Below are 26,709 nucleotides of genomic sequence, written 5' to 3' on the forward strand. Positions count from 1 at the left end.
CGAAACACAAATTTACGATTCATTTAAAGAAGCCATCTTTTTGGCTTCTTTTTTTATCGGACAACAATGAATTTTAATAGAAATAACGCATCATTTTGAATTCAGCCAAAATTAATTTGTAATCGATTATTTATTATAGTGAATTATGGTAGAGGTATTTAAGACAAATGTCCACGGCATTGAAGAGGCAAAAACACTACTTCAGCTATTACTCAAACACTTTTCTACGCTACAAATAAACTTTGATTTAGATGACTGTGATAAAATACTACGAGTAGAAGGCGAAATTATTCCAATAGTGGCTATTATTGAACTGCTTATTAACGAAAATTATAAATGTGAAGTTTTGGAATAAAACAGATCGGACCAATTCAAAATTATAAAGCTCTTAATAGATATCCTTGCTGAACATTCTAGTTATACTATTTTTATTTTCGAACTAACTTCTGGTTTTTACCATAGTTCAATTAATTTACTCGAATATGATTGAAAATTTGTGCCTTAGCGGCAAAATCATCTCGTTCATAACTCCTGAACATTTCTTTACCATACCAATTTCTAAATTCTTAATTTGCCACTTCAAAATCAATAAGAAATAATGAAGGTCTGTATTGCCGAAAAACCAAGTGTAGCGCGCGAAATCGCATCCGTTTTAGGTGCCAATACCAAACATGATGGTTATTATGAAGGTAATGGCTATGCTGTCACCTACACCTTTGGGCATTTGTGTACCTTAAAAGAACCTAACGATTACAAATCCTATTGGAAAAGCTGGGATTTGAACAACCTACCCATGCTTCCCGAAAAATTTGAAACCAAAGTAGTGGAGAATTCAGGGATTCAAAAACAATTCAAAATCATAAAAAGCTTATTCGACAAAGCTAGTTTGGTTATCAACTGCGGGGATGCCGGACAAGAAGGAGAACTCATTCAGCGCTGGGTAATGAACGAAGCTAACTATAAAGGCGAAGTGCAACGACTATGGATTTCCTCCTTAACCACCGAGGCCATCAGAGAGGGTTTTGAAAACTTAAAACCATCTGCCAACTACGACAATTTATACTACGCTGGATTTTCCAGAGCCATTGGCGACTGGTTATTGGGTATGAATGCGACTCGCTTGTACACTGTAAAACATGGTGGATACAAACAAGTATTATCTATTGGACGTGTACAAACACCAACATTAGCCATGGTTGTAGATCGTTGGAAAGAAATTGAAAATTTCAAACCACAACCCTATTGGGAGCTACAAACATTATATCGAGAAACACTTTTTAGTTACGAAGAAGGTCGTTTTTTGAAAAAAGAAGACGGAGAACTTTTGGCCAATAAAGTCAAGGAAAGTGATTTTGAAATTATCTCTATCGAAAAAAAGAAAGGAAATGAGTTTGCACCAAAGCTTTTTGATTTAACGGGCTTACAAGTCTATTGCAATACTAAGTTTGGCTTTTCAGCGGATGAAACCTTGAAAATTGTTCAAACCTTGTACGAACAAAAAGTAGTCACTTATCCCAGAGTCGATACTACGTTTTTACCCAACGATATCTATCCAAAAGTACACGGAATTCTACAAAACCTAACCAATTATGCTGCTTTAACAGAACCACTTTTAGGTAAAAAAATAAAAAAATCCGCTAGCGTTTTTAATGATAAAAAAGTAACGGATCACCACGCAATTATCCCCACGGGAATTCAGAGCAACTTGCAATACAATCAGCAACAGGTGTATGATATTATTACCAAACGTTTTATTGCCGTTTTCTATGATGATTGCTCGGTAGCGAATACCACGGTAATTGGTAAAGCGGCTGATGTATCTTTCAAAACCACTGGAAAAGTAATCTTAAAAAAAGGATGGCGCGTTGTTTTTGACAATTCGACTTCGCTCAGCACCAACGCTAAAGAAAAAGAAGCTGATTTGTTACCCGACTTTGTTGAAGGTGAAAAAGGCCCACACCAACCCTCCTTTTTAGAAAAGGCAACTAAAGCACCCAATCAGTTTACGGAGGCGACCTTATTGCGTGCGATGGAAACAGCAGGGAAACAGGTCGATGATGAGGATTTACGAGAACTGATGAAAGAAAACGGAATTGGACGTCCATCGACACGAGCTAATATTATTGAAACGCTTTTTAAACGGCAGTATATTATTCGAAATAAAAAACAAGTCTTGCCAACGCCTACTGGAATTCAGTTGATTGACACCATTCAAAATGATTTGGTGAAATCGGCAGAATTGACGGGATCTTGGGAAAAACAGTTGAAAGATATTGAAAAAGGAACGTTTACCGCTGCTGCATTTATCAACAATATGAAACGCATGGTAGAAGCTTTGGTATATGAAGTGCGCAGTGAAACCAAGCGTGCTAATATTTCGCATGCCGGAAGCATTCAAAAACAAGAGGCTACCGTAGAGAAGAAGAAAGCAGCAGGAATTGCAGCAGAAGTTTGTCCGAAATGTAAAAAAGGGACACTTCTAAAAGGAAAATCCGCTTATGGTTGCTCCGGCTATAAAGCGGGTTGCGATTTTGTATTGCCTTATACTTTCGCCGAGAAAAAAATATCAGAGAACCAATATGTACGCTTGCTTCAAAAAGGGTCTACAGTAAATTTAAAAGACTTCGTAACTAATGCGGGAACAGTAGAAGGTTTACTTCGTTTTGATGAGAACTTCAAACTCAAGTTAGAACCTAAAAAAATAGCTACTCCCACTCCACCAAAAGAAAACAAAACGCAATCTGATGCTTTGCCTTGTCCGAAATGTCAAAAAGGAACGGTCATCAAAGGAAATACCGCTTACGGTTGCAGCGACTATAAATCCGGATGTGCTTTTAAAGTCACTTTTGATGTAGTTAGAGAAAAATTGAAAGACCAGAAACCAACTAAAGAATTGGTTTATAAAATATTGGGGGAAAACAACTAGGCACTTTTGCCGTCGTATTTAAATTTACAACCTAAATTTTGAGCTTTACAAAGAACTTTCATCAAGCCTTAAAACAACAGGACAGTTAGTTCATCAACCCCCCAAGAACAAACGCCTTTATAAGCTTCTAAAAGCATTTTTGATTCCCCAAATTTCTTAAAAATAGAAAAGACCTCTTTTAAATCACTTTGAAAGAGGTCTTTATTGTTTTAAAAATCCTAATTCTTATAAAAAAGCATTTCTGACTCCCCTAAAAATACTTGAAGGAAATCACACCTTTATTTCGATACATAAAAACTTGATTTTCAATTTACTAAAAAAAAGTTAAATTTATTATTAGTATTTAATCTAAATAAGCTTTGTAATTTCAAAATGAGATTATATATTTGCATCGTTATTTTTACTTATTCCAAATAAACAATTATGAGCACTCAAATTAGAATACTTTTTATATTATTATTTACTTCATTATTTATAAATGCACAAGAACACGGAATCATCGAAGGCAAAATACTTTCTGCAGATGGATTTCCGCTTCCAGGAATAGCTATCAAATTAGGCAAGGAAGCAAAAACAACTGAAACGAATGCCAATGGCGAATTTAAATTTGCCAATTTCCCTACAGGAAGCCATACAATAACACTTGAGGGTGTTGGGATGAAAAAACAATCTAAAGAGATTAAAGTTTTGGCCAACCAAACAAATTTTGTGGAATTTAGATTAATTGAAGACATCACGACCTTGAAGGAATTAGTGATTAAAATCAAGCAAACTCCTAACAAGAAGAAAGAAACCGTTTTATCAGGTCTGGATATAAAGCCAATTGACCTACCACAAAGCATTCAAATTGTAGGACATCATATTATAGCACAACAGCAAGCGGTACGATTGAGCGATGTTATTCGAAATGTGAATGGTGTCTATGTTGGTTCGGCCCGTGGTGGTGCCCAAGAATCATTCTGGTCTCGAGGATACGATATGTCTTCTAATAATATGTTTAAAAACGGTTTCCGTTTTAGCAATGGTTCTCTTCCAGAAGTATCTTCTCTGGAAAGAATAGAAGTACTTAAAGGAAGTGCCGCGCTCTTATTTGGAAATGTCGCTCCAGGAGGTATCTTGAATATGGTTACAAAAAAACCTTCTTTCAAGAGCGGAGGGGAAATTAGCATGCAGATGGGAAGCAACGCCTTCTACAAACCATCTATTGATATTTATGGTCCATTAAACAATGCCATCGCTTACCGATTTACAGGTTCATACGAAAACTCAGAAAGCTTTAGAGATGTTGTAAAAAAAGAACGTTATTATATCAACCCATCGGTACTATTTAAAGTAAGTGACAAAACTGAAATCGTATTACAAGGAGATTATTTACACGATGATTGGACTCCTGATTTTGGAACCGGAATGACTGGGAAAGAAATCGCTGACGTACCTAGAAACACTTATTTAGGTGCCACATGGTCTAACGGTCAAACACGACAAGCCAGTGTTTCAGGGTTAGTAAAACATGAATTTAACGACGATTGGAAATTAAACTTCAACTCTTCTTTTCAAAACTATAACAGAACATCTAAAGGTACAGAACGTATCCAACCAACAGAGGATGGCTACTGGGAAAGACCATTAGGTCAAAATAAAAACCTAGAACAAATACTTGGACAGCAAATCAGCTTACAAGGAAATTTCAATACTGGAAATATAAAACACCAACTATATACAGGTGTTGACTTTGAGAATTCTTATGCTCAAGCATATACTTATACACTCTCACCTAACACTTATGGTAGCGGTAACATTTTTGATTTTGATAATTTTGATCAAGGTGCTGCCATTCCAGATGCAACAAACACAAAAATAGTAAAAACAGACACAAACCGTTTTGGAATTTATGCGCAAGATTTAATTTCGCTTACTGACAAATTCAAAGTGTTGGCAGGATTACGATGGTCATGGCAAGAAGCTCAAGCTGAAACTTATGATTTAACTAAAACGCCAACTACGGTTGCAACTGATGCGAAACGTATCGACCAAGCTTTTACTCCTAAGTTAGGTCTTGTATATCAACCTACAAAAGACATGGCCTTATTTGCTAGTTATTCTAATTCTTTTACTCCAAACTCAGGCACAACAGTAGATCTAAAAGTAATCAAACCCTCATTAATTGATCAATATGAACTAGGGGTTAAAAAGGATTTCTGGAACGGAATATTATCAACTAATGTTACATTATACCAAATTGAAAATAGCAACTTAGCCCAAACTGCTGAATTTAGAGCAGACGGAACATTAAACACTGATTCAAGCATAAAAGTTTTGAGCGGTGCAACAAAAAGTAAAGGGGTAGAACTGGATATCACTGCACGACCTATTGAAGGTTTACGCTTAATGGCAGGATATAGTTATAACGACATGCGCTACACAAAAACTTCAGGTCTTAACGGAAGCTTTATTATAGGAGACCGTCTAGCAAGAACACCAGCAAACACAGCTAACCTAAGCTTCTTTTACACTGTGCCATCAGGAATACTAAAAGGAATCTCAATTGGATCATCAGCAAATTACATAGGAAATCGTGTAGCTGGATGGAACAACCAAATCTTAATTGACCCAGATACTCAAGTTGTGACTCTTAGAGATAGACAAGTACCAATAAATGATTACACTACTGTAGATATATCTGCCGGTTATGAATGGGGTAAATTCTCTGTCTTATGTAAATTATCGAATGTTGGAAACGTTTTAGACTATACCGTTCATGAGAACTACAGTGTAAACCCAATTGCGCCCCGTCAAGCGATGACTTCATTAAAATATAAGTTCTAATTAAACCTTTTTTTACCTTTATGGTCTAAAAAAATAACTTTACAAAAACCATGAACAAAAAGACTTTCAGAAATTTACATCGAGATTTAGGCTATTTCTACATTGGACTTATCGTTTCCTTCGCTTTTTCAGGACTGATGATGAACCACCGCGACATGTGGCATCCAGACAAATATACTACGGAGACAAAAAGTATTGAAGTAACACTACCGGAAGAAAGTGAAATTAATGAAGAATTTGCTAAGGACTTAGGTACGAAACTGGAAATAGACGACAAATTCCGTCGACACAACATCAAAAAGGGAAACCTAAAAATTTCATTTGAAAACACCGATGTCGAAATTGAAATGAAAACTGGAAAAGGAGAGATTATTTCTTTCATAAAAACACCAATCATCAGTCAGTCCATGAGTTTACATAAAAATACCTCTAATTTCTGGATTTATTATTCTGATATTTTTGCCTTAAGCCTAATCATTATTGCCATAAGCGGAACAATAATGATAAAAGCCGGAAAATTTAGCTGGAGAAATCGAGGTTGGAAGCTGGCAGTTGCAGGAATTTTATTTCCACTTTTATTCTTGTTTTTATTTGGATAAAGTTCTGAAGATACAGCTAAAAAATCCGTAATAGTACATTAACTATTACGGATTTTATTTTTTTAAAGCTATTTCAAATACACCTATTGATGTGCTAAGTTCATTTCAATATTATTTGTATTAAGTAACGCTGCTAAATTTGAATATTGATCCGGATCATACTTTTCGACACCACTTTGATACCAATGTGAAATTATATTAATCTGGAAAGCAGTGTAGCCATCTGTTTCTATGTCAAAACCAAACATTCCTGCGATAAGAAAATCTTCTAAGATTTTTTCAGTTATTATACGTTGCGGTATTCCGCAACAAATTAAACCATTCCTATTCTCGTAATCTAATCGACCTGATTTAAATCCGGTAACAAATGCTTTGTTTTTTTTCCTCTCTAAAGATAAATGTGGATTTACGCCTATAGAATATCCATCAAAATAATCTTTCCTATAAGTGGAATTAAATAATTTTCTCATTTGGTATTGTGTGGTATTTAACAAATAAGCTATAAAAGTAAACAACAATCGACTCAGAATTGTACATAAATCGTTTAAAGGGAAAAATATCCCTTGAAATACAACCGCCATGTCGTTCGTCGAGAAAATACCGAATTTTCCTCAAAAAAAGTACTGACAAACAAAAACCCCATCTCGTTTCTAACAAGATGGGGTTTACAACTATATAATTATTACTATTACTTCAATCCAGCTAAACTTTGCTCGATTGTTTCAATTTTAGCTAAAGCATCCGCTTCTTTTTGTCGTTCGTTTGCCAAAACTTTCTCAGGAGCTCCGTTTACAAATTTCTCATTAGACAGTTTCCCTTGTACTGATTTCAAGAAGCCCTTTGTATAATTTAATTCCGTAGTTAATTTTGCAATTTCTTCTTCTACGTTGATGTTTCCTGTAATCGGAATAAAATATTCATTCGATTTTACTCTAAACGATAAAGCACCGTCCACTTTTTCAGTAACATATTCTAATGCTGTGATGTTTCCTAATTTGATCACAACCGAATCAAAATAAGTAGAAGCCGAATCGTTATTAATGGCTTTTAATTCAATCGCATCTTTAAAAGGGATATTCTTGTCTTTACGAATGGTTCTAATTCCAGAAATTACTTCTGCGACATTTTCAAAATCGGCAATTAGAGCCGCATCGAAAGGCTTTAATTCTGGCCAAGTTGAAACAATTAATGCTTCTTCCGGAGTTCTCTCTGCTAATATCTGCCAGATTTCCTCTGTCAAAAATGGCATAAAAGGATGCAATACTTTTAAATTATTTTCAAGCATTTCTATTGCTTTCGCAAAAGTAATACTATCAATAGGCTGTTGGTATGCCGGTTTAATCATTTCTAAGAACCAAGAACAGAAATCATCCCACACTAATTTGTAGGTTCCCATCAGAGCTTCTGATATTCTGTATTTTTCGAAATTATCTTCGATTTCTACAAGCGTTTGTTGCAATTTAGCTTCATACCATTCGATAGCCACCTTAGAAGATTCTGGTTGCGGAATTGTATCAGATACTTCCCATCCTTTTATCAATTTGAAAGCATTCCAAATTTTATTAGTAAACCCTTTACCTTGATTGCATAATTCCTCATCAAACATGATGTCATTTCCTGCAGAAGCGCTTAACAGCAATCCTACACGAACTCCATCGGCACCGAATTTCTCTATTAAATCTAGTGGATCCGGTGAGTTTCCTAATGATTTAGACATTTTACGTCTTTGTTTATCACGAACTAATCCCGTTAAATAAACATTAGTAAATGGTTTTTTACCTGTGTATTCATATCCTGCAATGATCATTCTCGCTACCCAGAAAAATAAAATATCCGGACCTGTTACTAAATCATTCGTAGGGTAATAGTATTTAAAATCTTCACTTTCTGGATCCATTATTCCACCAAAAACAGACATTGGCCATAGCCAAGAAGAAAACCACGTATCTAAAGCATCTACATCTTGTTTTAAGTCCTCAGTCTTTAGTCCAGAGTTCTTAGTCTTTTCTTTGGCTAAAGCCAAAGCGTCTTCAATATTTTCGGCAACTACAAAATCCTCTTTTCCATCTCCGTAGAAATAAGCCGGAATTTGTTGTCCCCACCACAATTGACGAGAAATATTCCAATCACGAATATTATTCAACCAGTGTGCATAAGTATTCTCAAAACGCTTAGGATGCAATTTAATATCTCCGTCCACTAAAACAGATTGTATCGCTGGTTTTACTAAATCTTCCATTTTTAAGAACCATTGATCTGACAATCTTGGTTCGATAACGGCTTTTGTTCTTTCAGAAGTTCCTACTTTATTTAAGTGCGTTTCTGTTTTTGCAAGTGCTCCTATTTTTTCTAATTCTACAGCAACTTCTTCACGTATTACAAAACGGTCTTTTCCTTGGTAATGCATACCAAAACTATTCATCGTAGCGTCTTCATTGAAAATATCAATGATTTCAAGATTATGCTTCTCTCCTAGCGTTTTATCATTCATATCGTGAGCAGGAGTCACTTTTAAACATCCTGTCCCAAATTCGATGTCTACATATTCATCTTCAATAATAGGAATCACACGACCACAAATAGGTACAATGGCTTTCTTACCTTTTAAATGAGTAAAACGTTCATCATTTGGATTGATACAAATCGCACTATCGCCAAAAATTGTTTCTGGACGCGTTGTAGCAATCGTTAAGAAATCTTCACTTCCTTCAATTTTATAATTAATGAAATATAATTTTCCTTGTCTTTCTTCAAAAATAACTTCTTCATCAGACAAAGTTGTTTTCGCTTCTGGATCCCAGTTTACCATTCGGTATCCGCGATAAATCAGTCCTTTGTTATATAAATCAACAAAAGAACGAATTACAGATGCTGACATATCAGGATCCATAGTAAACTTAGTACGTTCCCAGTCGCAGGAAGCACCTAATTTTTTAAGTTGTTCTAGGATAACACCTCCATATTTGTCAGTCCAATCATAAGCGTGTTTCAAAAATTCCTCACGAGATAAATCAGATTTATTTATTCCTTCTGCTTTCAATTTAGCAACAACCTTAGCTTCTGTGGCGATAGAAGCATGATCGGTACCGGGAACCCAGCAAGCATTGAAGCCCTTTAGCCGCGCTCTTCTAATCAAGACATCTTGAATCGTATTGTTTAACATGTGTCCCATGTGTAAAACTCCAGTAACGTTAGGCGGAGGAATTACAATGGTATATGGCGTTCTATGGTCAGGCTCCGAATGAAAATAATTATTTTTCATCCAGTAGTCATACCATTTATCTTCAATATTCTTGGCGTCAAATTGTGCGGGAATTGTCATAAAAGCAACTGTTAAAACCAAAATTAAACTTTGGTCTGATATTTGTAATTCATATAGGGAACAAAAGTAAATAATTAAGTACACTATAAAAAGCGAAATAAAAATTTGTGCTTTAAATATAAAGAAACTAAATTTACTTTTTATCTATAAAAAAAATCTTATGAAAAAAATAGCAACAATAATAGCGGTTATATTCTTTACTAGTATCGGATTTGCCCAGAACGGAGCTAAAATTGAATTCAAAGCTGAAAATAATACTATCGATTACGGAACGATCACTAAAGAGAAGGACAATGGTATTAGAGTATTTGAATTTACCAATACTGGAACAGCTCCTTTAATTATCTATTCTGTTCAATCCACTTCGAGCACTACAATTCTCTCAAAACAAAATGAAACTATTTTACCAGGGAAATCTAGTAAAATTGAAGTAAAGTACAACATGGCCGTAGGACCAATTAGAAAAACGATTACAGTAGAATCTAATGCTGTTAATTATGACGAAGGGAGAGTTCCTTTAAAAATTAAGGGGGAGGTAATCGCTAATTAGTATTAGTCATACCTTAATAAAATTAAAACGTTCCTTGATAATTATTTCAAGGAACGTTTTTCGTTTTACAAAACATCGATAAGCTGAAAGCTGAATTTCAGTGGTTGCTTATTTCTTTCTATTTCAATGGTTATCCATTTCTCCTCTTCTGATCTTAAGAGTGAATTGATCTGTTGTAAAGAATATTTATAGGCCGGGTTTTTATTTATGGAAATAATCACATCCCCTTTTTGTAAACCACTATTTTCAGCTGGTGAATTTTTTCTAATGTTGGCTATTTCAAAAATAGGTTTTAATTGAAACTTGTATTTTAAACTAGTCGCATTTTTACCCCCATTGGTATCCAAATGGTCTACCGTTATTGGAAAAGCTTGCAGCTGAACTGTTTCCTTAACCCATTGCACACCAGAATGTCTGATTTCAATTCCACTTTTATTATAGACAAATGAAGCAAAATAATGCCTATTTTTCTTTAAATACAAAAACTCATTTTGATAGTCAAAAATAACTGAAAACCGCTTTAAAATTTCACCTCCAACAGACCCTACCCTATCAGAAACCATTGTTACATGCTTTATAGAACTATAATCTGGGAACGCTATTATAGGCTTTAAAAATTTAAAATCAACAATTGAAAATTCTGTAATTCGGGCTCTTTTCCCTTCCACATCACCACTAAATCCTTTACCCAAATAATCATCAAAATTATTTTTAGGAACTTTTATCTTATCAGAAATATTTTGAAAAAGCCAAATCGCATCGCTATTTCCAACATCTACAAGCAATTTCACTGGAATAATATCAGAATCAATAATAGCATTTGCCTTTACATATGGTTTAGACCCTTCAACCGTAATGGGAATTTTTTTATATTTCCTTTCTATCCTTTTTCTATTTTTCCGACTGTCCTTATAAAAAACCACCCTTTTCTTTTCGTAATTAATTTCGATCAAATTATTTTTAAAAATAGAAGATCCGATTATTCCGTTTACTGGAATTCCGATATGGGAGGATAGATTAAAATCTTGGTCAACAATAATATATAAAAGATGATTAATGGATTCCATCCCTTTAACTTCCAGTACATTCCCCACAGATTTCAATCCTTCAATCGCATCTTCACTTCCTAACCCCCGCAAAGTAATTTTTTCAATGTTTTTAAGGCTAACTTCATTTTTGTCTTCTAAACTAAATAGAATGGTCTCCTTCACACCAGAATCTAACAAAAACGTTAGCTCCACCCCATTAACATTTATAGGAATGAATACGAGATTATTAATTAATTTAAAAGGAATACTTACTTTGTTACCCTCTTTTTTAAATCGAAAACCACCTTGTGCCGAGATAGTAAGGGCATAAATGAAAAGAAAAAAAAATAAGAACCGTTTTTTCATTGGTAAAGGTTTCTATAAAATTACTGAAAAAACCGAAGAATATTGCACATTTAACAATAAATAGGCTGTATAGCTTATTTAGTTCAAAAAAAAAATCGCAAATTTGCATTTCAACAATTACTATCATGCCAAAAATATCAAACAAAGGTACACAAATGCCTGAATCTCCAATACGTAAATTAGTTCCTTACTCCGAAATTGCAAAGAAAAAAGGAAACAAAGTATACCACTTAAATATCGGACAACCCGACATCAAGACACCTGAGGTGGCCATGAATGCGGTAAAGAATTTTGATATAAAAGTATTAGAATACAGCCATTCAGCTGGTTTTGAAAGTTACAGAACGAAGTTATCTCAATTCTACAAAAATCAAGGATTGCCAATCAATGTTGAAGATATTATCATTACAACAGGTGGATCAGAAGCTTTGCTTTTTGCAATGGGAAGTACTATGGACCCTGGAGATGAGATTATCATCCCAGAACCATTTTATGCTAATTACAATGGTTTCTCCACTGCATCAGGAGTCAATGTAGTTCCAGTTATTTCGTCTATTGAAACTGGTTTTGCACTTCCTCCAATCGCTGATTTCGAAAAACTAATTACGTCAAAAACAAAAGCAATCCTTATTTGTAATCCAGGAAACCCAACAGGTTATTTGTATTCGAAAGAGGAAATGATGCAACTAGCTGACTTAGTAAAAAAACACGATCTGTTCTTAATCGCTGATGAAGTTTACAGAGAATTTACTTATGACGGTGACATCCATTATTCTGTAATGAACATTCCCGGCCTAGAAGAAAACGCAATCATGATTGATTCTGTGTCAAAAAGATACAGTATGTGTGGCGCAAGAATTGGTTGTATTGTCTCAAAAAACAAGGAATTAATGGCTGCAGCAATGAAATTTGCGCAAGCAAGATTAAGTCCACCAACATTTGCTCAAGTAGCTAGTGAAGCAGCTCTTGATACACCTCAAAGTTATTTTGATGAAGTAATCTCAGAGTACAGGGAGCGCAGAGATACGCTTATCGCTGAATTGCATAAAATTGAAGGCGCAAAAGTTGCGACTCCAAAAGGAGCTTTCTATTGTATCGTTGAACTTCCTATTGAAAATGCTGATGATTTTGCAAGATGGCTTTTAGAAAGTTACGATCTTGATGGAGAAACAGTAATGGTTGCACCAGCAGCTGGATTTTACTCTACTCCTGGAGTTGGCTTAAACCAAGTTAGAATTGCTTATGTCTTAAAGAAAGAAGAGTTGATTAGAGCAGTACAAATTCTTAAAGAAGCAATTGTAGTTTATAACGCAAAGTAATAAGCGCTACAATCAGACAATAGTGAAACAATAATACTGTAAAAACAGAGATATAGTTCTCACAATTAAAACAATACCCTACAACGGCAATAACCATTACAGTTATTGCCGTTTATTTTTGACACAAAATCGTAAAAAGCACTTAACACTATCACTATGTTAAAGGGATCAATTAATTATTAAAAGGGATGGAAATTCTTTCGTATTTATTAATTATCTTTACAGACTAAATATATACACCCACTATAATAGTAGCTTTTAATGAAACATAATGAAGAAATTCATGACGAAATAGGAGATAATCATATTGGTTCATGCGCAACAAATCCTTTACGAGAAGACGCTTTTGATATTACTGATGACGAAAAAATAGAAAGCATAAAAAAAGATGTTGAAAGTATCCTACGTACACTAGGGATGGATTTAACTGATGACAGCATCAAAGGCACACCTAATCGTGTTGCAAAAATGTTTGTAAAAGAAATTTTTGGAGGATTGAATCCTGCAAGAAAGCCAAAAGCATCTACATTCGACAATAATTACAAATACGGCGAAATGTTAGTTGAAAAAAACATTATCGTTTACTCCACTTGTGAGCACCACTTATTACCGATTATAGGAAGAGCACATGTTGCTTACATCTCTAACGGAAGAGTAATTGGACTTTCAAAAATGAATCGAATTGTTGAGTACTATTCTAAAAGACCACAGGTACAAGAGCGCTTAACAATGCAAATCGTTCAGGAATTACAAAATGCTTTGGGTACAAAAGACGTTGCCTGCGTTATTGACGCAAAACATCTTTGTGTCAACTCAAGAGGAATCAGCGATATCGAAAGTAGCACAGTCACTTCTGAATTTGGTGGAAAATTTAAAGACCCACAAGCTCGCAGAGAGTTTTTGGATTATATCAAATTAGAAACAAAGTTCTAAAGTAATTTAGACGTTATTTACCCATAAATCCCTAGCCCTGATTGAAGTGAAAATCCTTTTTATCTCGTCTTTAGGACGAGATAAAAAGATTGAAGCGGAAAGCAGGAAACAGCTCCTAAAAAAACAAACATGCCTTTATATACGACCCAGAAGTTAAAAATATACAATTCTCTTTCAGGAGAGAAAGAAACATTCGTGCCCATTCATGAAGGCAGCATAGGTATGTATGTTTGCGGCCCAACGGTTTACAGCAATGTACATCTTGGAAACGTGCGAACTTTTATGTCATTTGACATTATATTCAGATACTTACTTCATTTAGGGTATAAAGTGCGCTATGTACGAAATATTACTGATGTAGGTCATATTGTTGATGATGCGGAAGATGGAGAGGACAAAATTGCGAAAAAAGCACGTTTAGAGCAATTAGAACCGATGGAAGTTGTGCAACGATACACTGTTGACTTTCATGAAATTTTGAAGGCTTTTAATTTTTTACCTCCAAGTATCGAGCCTACGGCTACGGGGCATCTTATTGAACAAATTGAGATTATAAAAACAATTATCGACAAAGGAATTGGATATGAAGCGAATGGTTCTGTCTATTTTGATGTAGTTAAATTCAATGAGACCAATCATTACGGTAGATTAAGCGGTCGAAATATTGAAGACATGCTTGCTAATACCCGTGATCTTGATGGACAAACTGACAAAAGAAATCCACAGGATTTTGCACTTTGGAAAAAAGCCGAGCCACAGCATATTATGCGCTGGCCTTCTCCATGGAGCGAAGGTTTTCCTGGTTGGCATTTAGAATGTACAGCCATGAGTACGAAATACCTCGGTAACCATTTTGATATTCACGGAGGCGGAATGGACTTAAAATTCCCTCATCATGAATGTGAAATTGCACAAAATGAAGCTTGTACCGGCCAAACGCCAGTTAATTACTGGATGCACGCCAACATGTTGACTTTGAACGGAAAAAAAATGGCTAAATCAACCGGAAATAATATTTTACCAAGAGAAATCTTAACAGGAGAAAACTCCATCTTAAGTAAAGCCTTTCCAGCTTCGGTAGCTCGATTTTTTATGTTACAAGCACACTACAGAAGCATCCTTGATTTTTCTGATGATGCCATCGTTGCAGCCGAAAAAGGATATAAAAGACTGATGGAAGCCTTAGCTACTTTAAAACAGATAAGCGCAAGTCCTAGCAGTACACAGGATATTGCTATCTGGAAGCAATCCTGCTACGACGCTATGAATGATGATTTTAATTCCCCCATTTTAATAGCACAATTATTTGAAGGAGTTCGCTTTATCAATCTATTGAATGATGGTAAAGAAACCTTAAATGCAGTTGATTTAGAAAACTTAGCTTCAACAATGAATGCCTTTGTATTTGATGTTTTGGGACTGGAAGACGAAAAAATAGCAGACGGTAGCAATGATAAACTGGAAGCAGTTGTAAATATGCTTATAGGAATGAGAAATCAAGCTAGAGCAGATAAAAACTTTACACTTTCTGACCAAATAAGGGATCAATTGATTGCCTATGGAATTCAATTGAAAGATGGTAAAGAAGGAACTACTTTTAGTGTTTAATGATCTTTTTTTAATGATCAACTAAAAATTTAAATACTAAATATCTAAAATATGATTTCAAAAATCCTCATATTTCCTTTTATAGTATTAGTTCGCTTTTATCAAGTTGTGCTTTCACCACTTATGCCTGCAACCTGCAGGTTTGCGCCCACTTGCTCCTCTTATATGGTTGAAGCATTGCAAGTTCACGGTTTGTTTTATGGCGGATTTCTGGGTGTTAAACGAATTTTAAGTTGTCATCCTTGGGGTAAAACCGGCTATGACCCAGTTCCTAAAAAAAAGTGCAATCACCAAGACAATCCGTAAGTTAAAATTATGCAATTTGCCTCTTAAATAGCACAAGAAAATAAGGCATAACTTCAATATACTATTGAAACTCAAAACAAAAAATGTATTTTTACATCAAATAAAAAATAATGACACACGCTTTAAACATAGTTTGGAACCCATCAGAAGGTATTGATTTAGGTTTTTTTATAATCCGATTCTACAGCCTAATGTTTGTAATTGCATTTGGATTGGGTTGGTACATCATGAAAAACATCTATGATCGCGAAAACGAATCCATAGAGAAATTAGACTCCTTGTTCATCTGGACTGTTCTTGCCACATTACTTGGTGCTCGTTTAGGTCATGTTCTCTTCTATGATTGGGAATACTTCCGCAATCATCTATTAGAAATATTTTTACCTTTTAGATTTAGTCCTAATTTTGAATTCACCGGATATCAAGGATTAGCAAGTCATGGAGCAGCCATATCAATAATAATCGCGATGTATTATTACAGCAAGAAAGTGCTACAAAAACCATTGCTATGGATTTTAGACCGAATTGTTATTGCTGTGGCAAGTGGTGCTATTTTTGTTAGACTGGGTAATTTTTTCAATTCTGAAATTATAGGAAAACAGACAAGTTCCCCTTTTGGAATAAAATTTATACGTGATCAATTTAGTCCTAGAGATGCCGTAAATGCAACACAAATACCAACTCCAAATGAAGCTTATCAAGCGATTGCAACTAATCCACAGTTTGCTAATTTACTAGAACAAGTTCCTGCCAGACACCCAGCTCAATTGTATGAAGCATTTTGTTATGTTTTTGTTTTTGCGATATTGTTTTTCTTGTATTGGAAAACAGAAACCAGACTAAAATCTGGATTTTTATTCGGACTTTTTCTTGCACTATTATTTTCCGTACGTATCGTTGTAGAATTTGTGAAAGAAAGTCAAGGTGGATTTGAAAGCTCCTTAGGATTACTTTCTACAGGTCAATGGCTAAGTATCCCATTTATTCTTATCGGGCTATATTTTATTTTTACAGCTAAAAAACCAGTAAAAGTTTAAGACCTACTTTAGAATAAAATCAATCATAAAACCAAACTAAAAAGCTTCCACAAAAGGAGGCTTTTTTTTTGCAATAATGTCTCCTTCCGAAACAGCCTTACAGAAATACTAAATCTGTTACAATGAATAATTCGAGCCCACTTCCATATTATGCGTATTAAAACCAAAATTTACTTTCTGCAATCCCAATAGAAAGATGACTAAAACTAGGTCTTACTTCAACTATCCTATTGCATAATTTGTATGCAATTCCTAATGAAACAGTATTTGAAAACGCAAACCCAGAGAAAGCCGTTGTGTCTCAGTATCCGTAATCATAGGGCCAACACCCCCTAATAAAAAAAAATAGAAAAGCGCTCTGAAATAATCATACTTATAATAAACCCTACATTCAAACTATAGTCATTTATGTATTCTACGCTCCGGTACTTACTCGGTTTATCCAGTTCGGATTGCATATATTCCTTTGCATAATAGTCCTCGTCTGTACGTTTATATTCTATAAAATCCATTTAAGGTTGAATAATTAGTTGACACTTAAAATTTTTACTTTGTTTTAGCAGCAACTACCCTGTACTTTAGAATAGCGGCTTGTATAACTGTAGTTCTTATTTCCTAAATTACCTCCAAGACAATAGTGTATACCAAATGCAAAACTACGCTTCATCTCTTGCGTATAAACTCCATTATCCGTGATAAATAAAAATTAGAAAAAAGAGTCAACTATTAGTCATCAGCATTATTAAAAAATTAAGATACTATTTACTTGTTACTATAAGATATAATCAATTTAAAAATGATTTACTGGCAAATTCAAAACAAAAAAAAGACCCAACTTTCGTTGGGTCTTAGTAATTTATAAAAACTAAATACTAGCTCTCTTGATGTTGTTTTTCGATAAACTTTTTGTCTTCTCTAGAAATTGTATCTACCAATACTGGAGTTGCAATAAATAATGAAGAATACGTTCCAACAATAATACCTATAAGCATTGCAAAGATAAACCCTCTAATCGATTCTCCACCGAAAAAGAACATTATCGCCAATACACCAATCATAGTTAATGAAGTATTGATTGTTCTTGACATTGTTGAATTAATTGATTTGTTTACAATTTCTGAAAAAGTACCTTTAGTATTACCATCTAAGAATTCACGAACCCTGTCAAATACAATTACAGTATCATTCATTGAGTACCCGATAACAGTAAGAATTGCCGCGATAAAATGTTGGTCAATTTCCATACCGAAAGGCATGAATTTATAGCATAAAGAATAAATTCCTAATACAAATATAACGTCATGGGCTACAGCTGCTATCGCACCTAAACCATATTGCCATTTTCTAAAACTAATTAACAAATATAAGAATACAATTAGCATTGATCCAAGAACTGCCCAGTATGCATTAGTTTTAATATCCTCCGCGACAGTTGGCCCTACTTTTGACTGTTGTACAACACCGTATAGTTTACCTTCATATGCGTTTACAAATTTATCGTATGTTAAATCTGCCGAGTAATGTTGTTTCAAACTTTGAAACAATAATTTATTCACCTCTTGATCAGCCTCATTACCGTGCTCTTCCACTTTATACTTAGTTGTGATTTTCAATTGATTATCATTACCAAATATTTTAACTTCCGCACTACCAAATACTTTTACAAGTTCCGCTTTTACAACTTCAACTTCAACTGGCTTTTCAAAACGAACCTGAAATGTTCTTCCTCCCACAAAATCAACACCTTGATCTAGTTTATTTGTTGCCAATGAAACAATACTCACAACAACTACAATTGCTGAAAAACCATACGTCCATTTTTTTACTTTTAAGAAATCGAAATGGAAATTTGTAAAAAAGTCTTTAGAAAAATTAGTAACAAATGTTAAATTAGCTTTTTTAGCAATATTTTTATCGATAAAGATTCTTGCTATAAAGATTGAAGTAAACAATGAAGTTATAATACCAATTAATAATGTCGTTGCAAAACCTTTTATTGGTCCTGAACCAAAAATAAACAATACAGTACCAATTAAGATGTGCGTAACGTTTGCATCTACAATAGATCGCATGGCTCCAGTCCAACTGTACGAAGCTTTTACTGCTTCATCTAATGATTTCCCTTCTCGTAATTCTTCTTTGGCTCTTTCATAGATAATGATATTCGCATCTACTGCCGTACCCATTGTCAAAACAATACCTGCAATACCTGGCAATGTAAGAACTGCACCTAAACTTGCTAAGATTCCAAAAAGAAATAACAAGTTAACCGCCAATGCAATATTAGCATACCAACCTGCTTTTCCATAATAAACCATCATCCAAAGTGATACTAAAAGCAATCCTACTATCGCAGAATTTGTACCATAATCGATAGCCTCTTGACCTAAGGAAGGCCCTACCACTTCTGACTGAACAATATCAGCAGAGGCCGGAAGTTTCCCTGCTCGTAATACATTTGCTAAATCTTTAGTTTCCGTAACATCAAAAGCACCCGATATTTCAGATCTACCTCCAGCGATTGGCCCGCTAGATACACCTGGTGCAGAATATACGATATTATCAAGAACAATAGCGATATTACTTTTTTGCGTGTAGGCTCTACCTGTTAATTCTTCCCAACCTTTTGCACCTTGACCATTCATCTGCATAGAAACAGCTGGCTTACCTGATTGATCAAAAGTATCTGATGCATCAGTAACAACTCCACCACTCATTGCAGGGACGTTATCTCTATTTCCTTTTAATGCGTATAGCTCTACCGCTTCAATATCTTTATCTTTAGCGTCTTTTATTGTTGTAAGTTTCCCCCAAACAAATTTAGCATAACGCTGCTCTGCTGGCAGTAAATTTATAACATCTTGTCTTTTAAAATAACCGTTTACTGTTGCTGTATCTTTTGGTGAGAAAAGACCTAAAACTGGACCACCACCTTGAGCAATAATTTTGTCAAGCAAAGGGTTATTTCCTTTTTTAGTAGCAGCAGAATCCTTCCCGTCTGTTAATAAAGCGCTCAAAGAATCTTTAACTACTGGTTTTGACTCCACTATAGTAATTTCGGTTTTTTTCAATGCCTCATTTGTAGCCATCAAGAAATTACCAATTTCTTCAATTTTGTATGTTTCCCAAAACTCTAATTGAGCGGTACTTTGTAATAATTTTTTAATTCGGTCTACATCTTTAGCACCAGGAAGTTCAACAAGAATTCTTCCAGACTCTCCTAGCTTTTGAATGTTAGGTTGAGTAACTCCAAATTTATCTATTCTTTTTCTTAGTACTCCAAAAGCACTTTCTACAGATTCATCAACTTTTCTTTTGATAACCTTTTCAACTTCTGCGTCAGTCATTTGATAATCTACTCCACCTTCTCCTTGCAAACTTCTGTTTGCAAAAATATCTGGTGAAGCTAATTTTACAGTTCCTTTTGAATTTGCAGCAAAAGCATCAAAAAACTTATCTAAATAAGACTTGTTTCCTTCTAAATCAGCCGTAGCATCTGCCAAAGACTTGTTAAATACAGGATTTTTAGAATTATTAGATAATCCTTTCAATATATCTTTTACTGAAATTTGAAGTATTACATTAATACCACCTTCTAAGTCAAGACCTTTGTTGATTTGCTTATCACTTACTTCATTGAAAGTGAAATTTGTAAATCCAAGGTTAAAGACACTTTCCTTACCGATGGAATCCAAATATTTTGTTTCTTTTTCAGAATTACCTGCAGCATATGCTTTGGCATCATTTTTTACTTTGCTTGCGACAAAAGTGAAAGAAAGTTGGTAAATACTCACCAATGCAAATAGAATTGCGAAAAATTTAATAAGTCCTTTATTCTGCATTATTACTAAAAATTAATTATTTTAAATTTATTTATTTTCAACCCTTATAAAATAGCACTTGACAACGATTTCAAACTTAAAAAAGGAAACCAAGAAATATATTATTTTTTTTTAACCGAGCAAATATATAATTAAGGTTAAGATTAACCAATTTATTTATTGATTAATCTCAAAAAAAAGACTGCTAAAATGCAGTCTTTTTCATTATATAACATATTATTAGGCTAAAATTGACTTCAATGCATCGTTCATTGCTCGAACCGCAACTGCACTTTTAGCAAACACGGCCTTTTCTTTATCATTTAACTCAATCTCAACAATTTCTTCAACACCGTTTTTACCAATTATACAAGGTACTCCAATGCAAATGTCATTTTGCTCATACTCGCCTTCAACAAAAACAGAACAAGCAATCATTTTCTTTTGGTCATTCAAAATACTATCCACCAAATAAGCAACTGATGCTCCTGGCGCATACCAAGCTGATGTCCCTAAAAGACCTGTAAGCGTCGCTCCTCCAACCATCGTATCAGCAGCTACTTTTTCTAAAGCGTCTTCTGAAAGAAATTGAGATACTGGAATTCCGTTATAAGATGCTAAACGCGTCAAAGGAATCATTGTCGTATCACCATGTCCTCCAATAACCATTGCTGAAATATCATTAGCTGGTTTACCCAAAGCCATTGACAAGTACGTTCTAAAACGAGAGCTATCAAGAGCTCCACCCATCCCTATGATTCTGTTTTTTGGTAGTCCAGTAGATTTTAAAGCTAAATAGGTCATAGTATCCATTGGATTTGAAACCACTACAATAATAGCATCTGGTGAATAAACCAATACATTTTCAACAACCGTTTTTACGATTCCTGCATTGATCCCGATCAATTCTTCACGAGTCATTCCTGGTTTTCTAGGAATTCCAGAAGTAATAACTACCACTTTACTATCAGCGGTTTTAGAATAATCATTGGTAACACCAGTAACTCTGGTATTGAATCCTGTATTAGTAGCACATTGCATAATATCTAAAGCTTTCCCTTCGGCAAAACCTTCTTTAATGTCTAACAATACTACTTCACTTGCAATTCCTCTATAAGAAATTACGTCTGCACAAGTTGCTCCTACATTTCCTGCTCCCACAATAGTAACTTTCATCTTTTATATATGTATTTCTGGTTAGTTAGTTGATTCTTTTAATTTAATTATGCGTCAATATTAGCATAAACTGCATTTTTTTCAATAAATTCTCTTCGTGGCGGCACTTCATCTCCCATTAACATCGAGAAAACTCGGTCTGCTTCAACTAAGCTATCGATGGTTACCTGACGCAAGGTTCTGAAACTCGGATCCATTGTAGTTTCCCACAATTGCTCTGCGTTCATTTCCCCAAGACCTTTATAACGTTGGATTCCTGCACTACCACCCATTCTTTCATTGGCTTGATCGCGTTGAAGGTCATTCCAAGCATATTCTTTTTTATTTCCTTTTTTAACTAAATATAAAGGTGGCGCAGCAATATAAACATGACCTTCTTCAATTAGCTCCTTCATGAATCTAAAGAAGAACGTTAATATTAAAGTAGAAATGTGGCTACCATCGACATCGGCATCACACATAATAATTACTTTATGGTAGCGTAATTTTTCAATATTTAACGCCTTACTATCTTCGGCGGTACCAACAGTAACTCCTAAAGCAGTAAATATATTTCTAATCTCTTCGTTTTCAAATACCTTATGGTGCATCGCTTTTTCTACGTTCAAAATCTTACCACGTAATGGTAGGATTGCTTGAAAAGCTCTGTCCCGACCTTGCTTAGCCGTTCCCCCTGCCGAATCTCCCTCGACAAGATATACTTCGCATTTTGTAGGATCTTGCTCTGAACAATCCGATAATTTTCCTGGTAATCCACCGCCACCCATTACGGTTTTACGCTGTACCATTTCACGTGCTTTTTTAGCCGCGTGACGTGCTTGCGCTGCAAGAATTACTTTTTGAACAATGATTCTAGCGTCATTTGGATTTTCTTCCAAATAAGCTTCAATCATATCACCTACCGCTTGACTTACTGGAGAAACAACCTCTCTATTTCCTAGTTTAGTTTTAGTTTGCCCTTCAAATTGTGGCTCCGCAACTTTTACAGATATAATAGCCGTAAGTCCCTCACGAAAATCATCCCCAGAGATATCAAATTTTAATTTATCTAACATTCCCGAAGCATCCGCATATTTCTTAAGAGATCTAGTTAGACCCGTTCTAAAACCTTGCAAGTGCGTCCCTCCTTCGTGCGTATTGATATTATTTACATAAGAAAATATATTCTCCGTATAACTTGTGTTGTATATCAAGGCAACCTCAACGGGAATTTCTCCCTTTTCATTATCCATAGAGATCACATGTGCAATAATAGGCTCACGATTTCCATCTAAATAACGAATATATTCTTTTAACCCTTCATCAGAATGAAAAATTTCAGAAACAAAATTTCCGTCTTTATCTAGTTCTCTTTTATCTGTAAATGTAATTGTGATTCCTTTATTAAGGTATGACAACTCGCGCATACGAGCAGATAAAGTATCATATGAAAACTCCGTTGTTTGAGTAAATATAGTTTCATCAGGATAAAAAGTAACTATTGTTCCTCTTTTTGTAGTTTCCCCAATTTGTTTTACCGGATATAGTGCTTTTCCTTTTTCATATTCTTGCTGGTACACTTTTCCATCACTACTATGAACCGTAGCCGTAAGATGATTTGACAGCGCATTCACAACCGAAACCCCAACACCATGCAGTCCACCAGAAACTTTATAAGAATCTTTATCAAATTTTCCTCCAGCACCAATTTTAGTCATTACAACTTCTAATGCTGAAACTCCCTCTTTTTTATGAATTCCTACTGGAATACCACGACCATTATCTTCAACTGTGATAGATCCATCTTCATTAATATCAACAGTAATGGTATCACAATGACCACCCATTGCCTCATCGATTGAGTTATCCACTACTTCATAAACTAAATGATGAAGTCCGCGAACCCCCACATCTCCAATATACATCGATGGACGCATTCTTACATGCTCCATTCCTTCTAATGCCTGAATACTATCTGCTGAATAATTGTCCTTCTTGATTTCTTCGCTCATATGATTTATTCTAATAATGTAATTTCGTCTAACACGCAAATATATAAAAATGTAAACTATATTACCGTTAAAATAGCTTTTTAAGCTGTTAAGTTATTAACATATTGTTGATTTTTTCGCATAAAAAAACGCTCTCAAAATGAAGAGCGTTCTAATTTTATATAAAATGCAATTGTTTTTTAAACTTTTGCGCCAGCCTTAGCTATTTCAGTATCTGCCTGTACATGCGCTTCATTTGCTCTTCCGCTTGGATCTTGATTTTCCTGCCATTTTGGAATCCACTTTCTAACCGTTTGTGCCGCACTAACTTGCGGGTAATGTCTATTAAAAATAGATCGGTAAAAATAAGCCTCTTTCGTAATTGGAGGATTGTATGGAAATTCTACAACTGCTCCAGACAACTGTTCGTCTGTAACTTGAGAAGCACAATATTCTATTAATTGGTCGATCCAGTTGTACCCTACCCCGTCAGAAAACTGTTCTTTTTGTCTCCATAACACCTCTGCAGGTAAATAAGGATCTTCTGGAGTGTCAAATGCTTTTCTTAATATGTATTTTTCTTTACCATCATACGTTTTAGGCTGTTTCTCTTCTGGTTTAACACGCATAGCTATTTCTAAGAATGCCTTGTCTAAAAAGGGCACTCTCGCTTCTAATCCGTGAGCCATCGTAGACTTATCTGCTCGTAATAAATCGGCAGTGAATAATTTCTGTACTCTTTCAATCGTTTCTTTTTGGAATTCTACCGCAGAAGGCGCGCTTCTAAAATACAAATAACCTCCAAAAATCTCATCAGCTCCTTCTCCTGAAAGTACAACTTTAACTCCTAAATCGCTGATTGCTTTTGATAAAAAATACATTGGCGTACTAGCTCGTATCGATGTCAAATCATAGGTTTCTAAATGCCAAATTAATTTATCTAATATTTTTATTCCCTCTTGAACTGTAAAATAAATTTCATGATGTTCAGTCCCTAAAAAATCAGCTACTTTTCTTGCCGCCAAAGCATCTGGAGCATTTGCATCCAGTCCTATAGAAAATGAATGTAGTTTTTTTCCTTGCTCCGTCAATAATCTCGAGGCAATTGCAGATGTTAATGACGAATCCAATCCGCCAGACAGTAACACGCCAATGGGAACATCGCTCATCAACCGCTTGCGAGTAGCCTCGGTCAAAGTGGTTCTGATTAATTCTAAGTCTAAGTTTTGATCAGCCTTTTGATAGTCTTCATATACAGGTTTGTAATACTTTACAAAACCGGTTTTTTGTGTGTAATAATGTCCAGGAGGAAAAGTGGAAAATGTTTTGCATTGATCAGCAAGAGATTTCATTTCTGAAGCGAAATAAATCCTTCCTCTTTCATCTAAACCGTAATATAACGGCTTCACTCCTAACGGATCTCGAGCGGCAACAAAATCATCCTCGTCTACTACGACAAAAGCAAAATCACCATCTATCTTATCACAAAAGTCATAACCGAATTCTTCGTACAAATGAACAATCACTTCCGAATCAGATTTAGTTCTAAAAGTATGCTCTTTCAATATACCTTCTCTTAATTCTTGATGATTGTAAACCTCACCATTATGAACCACATAGGCAGTATTACTTCCTTGAATAGGTTGTTTACCCGAATGCAAATCGATGATTGACAAACGTTCGTGACTTAAAATAGATCCGTTTTCCATAACATGCAAATCACTTTCGTCCGGGCCACGGTGCGACATCCTTTTTGAAAGCTCCTTTACTTGTTCTGCATCTTTTCCTTTTCCTATAATGGCTAATATTCCGCACATAATTTTATTATTATCATTGTTTTCAACATCCAAAGATGCGATACAGGTTAAAAATACAAAACACAACTACACTATTTAGTTATACTTTATAACCAAACACAAGTAAATATATCAAAAATGCAATTAAAACCTATATAATCTAAAGTATTATATTTTAAAGAACAAATCTATAGACTCCATTACGAATCCTTTGGCTTGCCTATAGTAAGCACTAATTTTATATATTTACAGAATAATCTTATTTATAAGTCCGAAATAGCAATTATAAGTTTCATAATACAGAGGGTGCTTTTTGAATATATAATGTAGGAGGCGTTTAACATAAAACCATCAAGTATAATTACCACACGAAAGGATTCGTGCGTTAGCGGGGGATATCGATGATTTAAAGAGGATAAAAATCCCAATAGAACAAAGAACCCCAGAACAATTAGGCTTTGCTGCAAGTCACTCGATAGTGAATTATGATCGGATATTTACATTAACAAAAAATAACGGCGATGTCAAACCAAGGAATTAAGATAGTGTTTTTAATAGTTCCATTTTTACTATTTTCATGTAAAAAGGAATTAACAGAGGAGCAAAATAATGAAAATTTAGGAAAAAAAAGAGAACAATATTTTTCTTATTCTAAGAAATTAACAGGAGACAAAGAATATTTTTCAATATATAAAAAAGCTAATGATACAATTGCTAATTGGGTCTCTAATAGCCTTGAAATCCCTATAATAAATCCCTATCAATTAGATTCTTTACTTTGTTTTAATAAACAGAAAAATAGATTTTACGGAGCAGTTTTAAAACAAACTATGGTAGAAGAAGGAGTTCAAGATTACATATACGATTTTTATGGCGTAAAAATAAAAGGAAAATGGTATTTTTTTAGGGGCTCTACACTCGTTCTTCCCCGCGAATACTACCAAGAGGATATACATACACCATTGAGCCTTGAAAAAATGAAAAAAATTGCTGTACAGAACGTTTTTAGTGGTTATTTAATTGAAACACCATCTGCTACTAATTCTAATAAGGTTCAATATAAAATTAATGACAGTAAATTTATAAATATGGAAAACCGTAATAATGATGGTACTTTTGCTAGTTG

18 protein-coding genes are annotated in these 26,709 nt (G+C 34.6%); 11 read left to right on the forward strand and 7 right to left on the reverse strand.

Annotated features, from left to right (window positions below):
* Positions 1–145: 145 nt before the first annotated feature.
* The 4 genes from AC4PRO_RS16890 to AC4PRO_RS16905 all read left to right on the forward strand — a co-directional run bounded on the left by AC4PRO_RS16890 (position 146) and on the right by AC4PRO_RS16905 (position 6,351).
* A complete protein-coding gene (locus AC4PRO_RS16890; protein ID WP_074723004.1) occupies positions 146–355 on the forward strand; it encodes a hypothetical protein in 210 nt (69 codons plus the stop codon).
* A 243-nt stretch (positions 356–598) separates the two neighbouring features.
* A complete protein-coding gene (locus tag AC4PRO_RS16895; protein ID WP_492118216.1) occupies positions 599–2,926 on the forward strand; it encodes a type IA DNA topoisomerase in 2,328 nt (775 codons plus the stop codon).
* A 423-nt stretch (positions 2,927–3,349) separates the two neighbouring features.
* Positions 3,350–5,752: a TonB-dependent siderophore receptor gene (locus tag AC4PRO_RS16900; protein ID WP_492118217.1), complete on the forward strand. Its 2,403-nt coding sequence runs from the start codon at positions 3,350–3,352 to the stop codon at positions 5,750–5,752.
* 50 nt (positions 5,753–5,802) lie between these two features.
* A complete protein-coding gene (locus AC4PRO_RS16905) occupies positions 5,803–6,351 on the forward strand; it encodes a PepSY-associated TM helix domain-containing protein (RefSeq protein ID WP_492118218.1) in 549 nt (182 codons plus the stop codon).
* An 83-nt stretch (positions 6,352–6,434) separates the two neighbouring features.
* On the opposite strand, the gene AC4PRO_RS16910 is transcribed toward AC4PRO_RS16905, so the two are convergent.
* The gene (locus AC4PRO_RS16910; protein WP_139174219.1) at positions 6,435–6,821 is read right to left on the reverse strand and encodes a hypothetical protein; all 387 of its coding nucleotides are present in this window, start codon (positions 6,819–6,821) and stop codon (positions 6,435–6,437) included.
* Positions 6,822–7,039: 218 nt separating this feature from the next.
* On the reverse strand, positions 7,040–9,673 hold the full coding sequence (locus AC4PRO_RS16915; protein WP_492118219.1) for a valine--tRNA ligase: 2,634 nt from the start codon (positions 9,671–9,673) through the stop codon (positions 7,040–7,042).
* Between the two features lie 160 nt (positions 9,674–9,833).
* On the opposite strand from AC4PRO_RS16915, the gene AC4PRO_RS16920 reads away from it, so the two are divergent.
* A complete protein-coding gene (locus AC4PRO_RS16920; protein WP_074723010.1) occupies positions 9,834–10,223 on the forward strand; it encodes a DUF1573 domain-containing protein in 390 nt (129 codons plus the stop codon).
* A gap of 65 nt (positions 10,224–10,288) precedes the next feature.
* Here the strand turns inward: AC4PRO_RS16920 and AC4PRO_RS16925 are convergent, their stop codons facing one another.
* On the reverse strand, positions 10,289–11,617 hold the full coding sequence (locus AC4PRO_RS16925; RefSeq protein WP_492118220.1) for a PDZ domain-containing protein: 1,329 nt from the start codon (positions 11,615–11,617) through the stop codon (positions 10,289–10,291).
* Between the two features lie 125 nt (positions 11,618–11,742).
* Here AC4PRO_RS16925 and AC4PRO_RS16930 point away from each other — a divergent pair, with 125 nt between their 5' ends.
* The 5 genes from AC4PRO_RS16930 (at position 11,743) to lgt (ending at position 16,820) form a co-directional block, all read left to right on the forward strand.
* Entirely contained in the window at positions 11,743–12,936 is a 1,194-nt protein-coding gene (locus AC4PRO_RS16930; RefSeq protein WP_074723012.1) for a pyridoxal phosphate-dependent aminotransferase, read from the forward strand.
* 261 nt (positions 12,937–13,197) lie between these two features.
* Positions 13,198–13,869, forward strand: a complete 672-nt coding sequence (gene folE / locus AC4PRO_RS16935; RefSeq protein WP_074723013.1) for a GTP cyclohydrolase I FolE — start codon at positions 13,198–13,200, stop codon at positions 13,867–13,869.
* Between the two features lie 129 nt (positions 13,870–13,998).
* Positions 13,999–15,477 carry a cysteine--tRNA ligase gene (gene cysS, locus AC4PRO_RS16940; RefSeq protein ID WP_492118221.1) on the forward strand — a complete coding sequence of 493 codons (1,479 nt, stop codon included), beginning with the start codon at positions 13,999–14,001 and terminating at the stop codon, positions 15,475–15,477.
* Between the two features lie 51 nt (positions 15,478–15,528).
* Positions 15,529–15,783 (forward strand): membrane protein insertion efficiency factor YidD, encoded by a 255-nt coding sequence (gene yidD, locus AC4PRO_RS16945; protein WP_074723015.1) that lies wholly within the window; start codon positions 15,529–15,531, stop codon positions 15,781–15,783.
* 110 nt (positions 15,784–15,893) lie between these two features.
* Positions 15,894–16,820 (forward strand): prolipoprotein diacylglyceryl transferase, encoded by a 927-nt coding sequence (gene lgt / locus AC4PRO_RS16950; protein WP_492118222.1) that lies wholly within the window; start codon positions 15,894–15,896, stop codon positions 16,818–16,820.
* A gap of 872 nt (positions 16,821–17,692) precedes the next feature.
* On the opposite strand, the gene secDF is transcribed toward lgt, so the two are convergent.
* The 4 genes from secDF to asnB all read right to left on the reverse strand — a co-directional run bounded on the left by secDF (position 17,693) and on the right by asnB (position 25,604).
* Entirely contained in the window at positions 17,693–20,662 is a 2,970-nt protein-coding gene (gene secDF / locus AC4PRO_RS16955; RefSeq protein WP_074723018.1) for a protein translocase subunit SecDF, read from the reverse strand.
* A gap of 219 nt (positions 20,663–20,881) precedes the next feature.
* A complete protein-coding gene (gene mdh / locus AC4PRO_RS16960) occupies positions 20,882–21,817 on the reverse strand; it encodes a malate dehydrogenase (protein WP_074723019.1) in 936 nt (311 codons plus the stop codon).
* 47 nt (positions 21,818–21,864) lie between these two features.
* Positions 21,865–23,808 (reverse strand): DNA topoisomerase (ATP-hydrolyzing) subunit B, encoded by a 1,944-nt coding sequence (gene gyrB / locus AC4PRO_RS16965; RefSeq protein WP_074723020.1) that lies wholly within the window; start codon positions 23,806–23,808, stop codon positions 21,865–21,867.
* A gap of 179 nt (positions 23,809–23,987) precedes the next feature.
* Positions 23,988–25,604: an asparagine synthase B gene (gene asnB, locus AC4PRO_RS16970; protein ID WP_074723037.1), complete on the reverse strand. Its 1,617-nt coding sequence runs from the start codon at positions 25,602–25,604 to the stop codon at positions 23,988–23,990.
* Between the two features lie 500 nt (positions 25,605–26,104).
* On the opposite strand from asnB, the gene AC4PRO_RS16975 reads away from it, so the two are divergent.
* Positions 26,105–26,709 (forward strand): hypothetical protein (locus AC4PRO_RS16975; RefSeq protein ID WP_492118223.1); only part of this gene is annotated, 605 nt, incomplete at its 3' end.

This window comes from Flavobacterium sp. DW-iso2 (assembly GCF_058725285.1).